The organism is Nocardia carnea (assembly GCF_029868325.1).
Classification (GTDB): Bacteria; Actinomycetota; Actinomycetes; order Mycobacteriales; family Mycobacteriaceae; genus Nocardia; species Nocardia carnea_C.
Genome location: NZ_JARWNW010000057.1, coordinates 1 through 3,021 on the forward strand (window position 1 = coordinate 1; position 3,021 = coordinate 3,021).

At 68.8% G+C, this 3,021-nt stretch carries 3 protein-coding genes; 2 read left to right on the forward strand and 1 reads right to left on the reverse strand.

Going from position 1 to position 3,021, the window contains the following annotated elements; translation table 11 throughout:
• Window positions 1–2 precede the first annotated feature (2 nt).
• A complete protein-coding gene (locus tag QH196_RS03120) occupies window positions 3–326 on the forward strand; it encodes an MBL fold metallo-hydrolase (RefSeq protein ID WP_280414219.1) in 324 nt (107 codons plus the stop codon).
• Window positions 327–778: 452 nt separating this feature from the next.
• Here QH196_RS03120 and dusB read toward each other — a convergent pair whose 3' ends face one another.
• Entirely contained in the window at window positions 779–1,927 is a 1,149-nt protein-coding gene (gene dusB, locus QH196_RS03125; RefSeq protein WP_280414220.1) for a tRNA dihydrouridine synthase DusB, read from the reverse strand.
• Window positions 1,928–2,277: 350 nt separating this feature from the next.
• Between dusB and QH196_RS03130 the strand changes: the two genes are divergently transcribed.
• A complete protein-coding gene (locus tag QH196_RS03130) occupies window positions 2,278–2,907 on the forward strand; it encodes a hypothetical protein (RefSeq protein WP_280414221.1) in 630 nt (209 codons plus the stop codon).
• Window positions 2,908–3,021 lie beyond the last annotated feature (114 nt).

A 3,021-nucleotide genomic window follows, 5' to 3' on the forward strand; every position in this document is an offset into this window, starting at 1 on the left:
CGCTGCACGACCTCGGACGGACCCCGGCCGACGTCCGCGCGGTACTGCTCACCCACGCGCACTTCGACCATGTCGGCTCCGCCCGGCGGTGCGGGGCGCTGCGGCGCACCGGGCTGGGCCGGGGTCGCGCCGGTGGAATGAGGTCCGGGCACATTCCCCGGCGGCGGACCGGGGGGGCGGCCGCCGGAGGGGGCCGATGGCCGCGTGGTTCGGCCGGTCGGCGGGCCGGTGGGCCCGGGAGCCTCCGGCCTGGGTCGCGGTTCGGCACCCTGGCGCGGCGGTGGACTCGCTGCCCGGTCCGGCGGTGGTTGCGCCGGACCCGGTGAGGCATGCCGGCCTGTTTCGCCCGGGCGGCGCCGGGCCGTACGTTCGCTGTCTACCCGATCGACCAGATCCTGCACCGTCAGTGGTGCCTGGTCTGCCGGCGGCTCGGGTTGCCGTTGCCGCCGAGCCCCTCGTGCGTCGTCCATTTCGGGGGGCTCTGCCGTGGGATAGCGCTCCCACGGTGCGCGACCTCCGGGCCGTGGTGAACGCCCGTTCCGATCGTCACCCACCAATGAACCTCGCTCTTTCGCAACTCGCTGCCGCCGCAGCCGTGCTCGAAAGGCTGAGGCGGGATTCCGCAATGATAACGATTTCGCCACTGAGAGCCACTCGGACATCTCGAGCGGGCGGGCGGTGCGGGTAATGCTGGAAAGTTGCCTGGAGCTATGTTTTCACGCGCCGAGCGGTGGTTTCGGCTACCCGCCGTTCGGCGTGTCGAGGTGTGTCGACTCGGTCAGCCACCGCTGTGCATCACATCGGCCGCGGTGGGCACGGTGCCGTCGTCCGGATCGTCGAGCCAGCCGTGCGGCAGCGCGACCTTGCCCGGTGAGCCCTGCCGGCCGCGCGGGCCTTCGGCGTCCGCGGGGAAGGGGACGGTGGGATCGAGCTGTGCGATCAGGCCGTCGAGTTCGGCGAGCGAGGAGACCGTGGCGAAACTGCGGCGCAGGTCGGCGCCGAGCGGGAAGCCCATGAAGTACCAGGCCATATGTTTGCGCAGATCGCGCATACCCTTGTCTTCGCCGTGATGTTCGGCGAGCAGCCCGGCGTGCCGGGCCAGGATCTTGCCCACTTCGCCCAGGTTCGGCGGGGTGGGGGCGGGTTCGCCGCGCAGAGCGGCGCTCAATTCGCCGAACAACCAGGGGCGCCCCAGGCAGCCGCGGCCGACCACAACCCCGTCGCAACCGGTCTGCGCCATCATCGTGACGGCGTCAGCGGCACTGAAAATATCCCCGTTACCCAGCACCGGGATGGTCGTCACCGCTTCTTTGAGCCGGGTGATGGCGGACCAGTCCGCGGTGCCGGAGTAGCGCTGGGCGGCGGTGCGGGCATGCAGCGCGACCGCCGCGGCACCTTCGGCCTCGGCGATCCGCCCGGTGTCGAGATAGGTGCGGTGGTCGTCGTCGATGCCGATCCGGAATTTCATGGTCACCGGGACACCGGCCGGTTCGGCCGCCCGGACCATCTCCCGGACGATCGAGGCGAACAGGTTCCGCTTGTACGGCAGGGCGGCGCCGCCGCCGAGCCGGGTCACCTTCGGGACCGGGCAGCCGAGGTTCATATCGATGTGGTCGGCCCAGCCTTCGCCGACGATGATGCGCACGGCCTCGCCGAGGGTGGCCGGGTCCACCCCGTACAACTGCATGGACCGCGGCGATTCGCCCTGGTCGAACGACATCATGTGCAGTGTTTTCTCGTTACGTTCCACCACGGCGCGGGCGGTGATCATCTCGCAGACATAGATCGCCGTGGGGCTGCCGAATTCCCGGCAGAGTTTCCGGAATGCCAGGTTCGTGATTCCCGCCATCGGGGCGAGCACCACCGGCGGGTCGACCGGGTAGGGGCCGATCCGCAAACCTGTCTCCTGTGTCAACTCTGCCTGCATGAGGATCCATTTTCCCTGCTGCGGGGTGCGGCGTCACTATCGGGTGCCTCACCGGCGCACGCCCCTGCCGGTCGATTGTGCCGGAGCCACCGTTAGCCTCTTGGAAAGTGAATCGCCCGGTGTTCCCGGCCCGACCCGGGCCTGTGACCACGATGGATAGGCGGTACGGCCTTACCCGCCGACCGTCGGGGGCGATCCGGCCGAACACCGCATCGCCCGAGACGGCGTCACCGAATACAACGGATGCGACCGGCGTGAACAGTTCCGGGTGGCGGCAACCCGATAACCGACCATTTCCTGCACAGCCCGGGTTCGACTCGACCGGGGCGAACGAAAGAGGACGACAAACCATGGCCGACCAGACCGAAGATCCCGGTAGCAAGCCGAGCGCCGGCACAGCCCCCACCACCGATTCTCCGGGAGACGAACCGGGCGAGCAGCGCGGTGCCGAACGGCGGGGCACCGTGTCGATCCGGGTATCCAGCTTGGTCCGCGGTGCATTGATCGCCGTGCTCGCGGTGGCGGCGGTTGTGTTCGCGGCGCTGTATTTCACCGCGCGCAGTGATCTGGCCGAACGCGACGAACGCGCCGCCGACGACCGCCATGCCGAACAGTTGGCCACCGAATACGCGGTGGGCGCGGCCACGGTGAACTTCCAGGATCTCGACGCCTGGATCACCGCGCTGAAGCAGAACACCACCCCGCAGCTGGCCGGGAAGTTCGACGAAACGGCGCCGAAGCTGGAGCAGATCCTGGTTCCGCTGCAATGGACGTCCACGGCCAGCCCCATCACGGCGAAGGTCATGTCCGAGCAGGACGGGGTCTTCAAGGTGAACGTTTTCGTCAACGTCACCTCGACCAACGCGCAGAACCCGGACGGCACCCAGACAACGGTCACCTACACCGTGACCCTGGACGAGAACGCCGGCTGGCAGATCACCGATGTGGGTGGAGTGGACGGCGCTCTACCCATGAACTGAGCTGTGTTTTATTGCGGCGCCTTCGGCGCCGCGGGTTTCGGCCCCTGAGGTCCCTGCTGTCCGCACTCGACACTCGCGCCTGCGGCGCATCGCATCGAGTGCGGACAGCAGGGA